This is a genomic window from Paralimibaculum aggregatum (assembly GCF_030270585.1).
Taxonomy (GTDB): domain Bacteria; phylum Pseudomonadota; class Alphaproteobacteria; order Rhodobacterales; family Rhodobacteraceae; genus Thermohalobaculum; species Thermohalobaculum aggregatum.
On the sequence record NZ_BSYI01000144.1, the window covers coordinates 1 to 480 of the forward strand.

The following is a 480-nucleotide window of genomic DNA, read 5'->3' on the forward strand; positions in this document are numbered from 1 at the left end:
GCTCGCGGATCGCAGCGTTGAGTTCGGCGAGCGAGAAAAAGCGCCGGCTTCGTAGGCGGGCGACGATCCAGCGTTGGACGAGCTGCACACCCACCTCCACTTTCGCCTTGTCGCGGGGCTTGCCCGGGCGGGCCGGGATGATAGCGGTGTCATAATGGGCGGCGAGATCGGCGTAGGTCCGGTTGACCTTGGGCTCGTAAAAGCAGGCTTTGGTGACGCCAGCCTTCAGATTGTCGGAGACGAGCTGCCCCGGTGCGCCGCCGAAGAACGCGAGCATGCGGACATGGGCGCCGATCCAATCCGGCAGCGTCTGCGTCCAGGTTGCCTCGACATAGGTGTAGTTGGAAGCACCGAGCACGCCGACGAATATCTGTGCCTGGCGGGTCTCTCCGGTCGCTCCATCCATCACCTCGAGCGTGTCGCCGGCATAATCGACGAACGCGCGCTCGCCGGCGAAGTGATGCTGGCGCATCGTGGGCG

1 protein-coding gene is annotated in these 480 nt (G+C 65.0%); it reads right to left on the bottom strand.

What is annotated here, in order from left to right:
- On the bottom strand, nucleotides 1-480 hold a 480-nt coding region (gene istA, locus QSJ97_RS24690), incomplete at both ends, for an IS21 family transposase (RefSeq protein WP_285675159.1).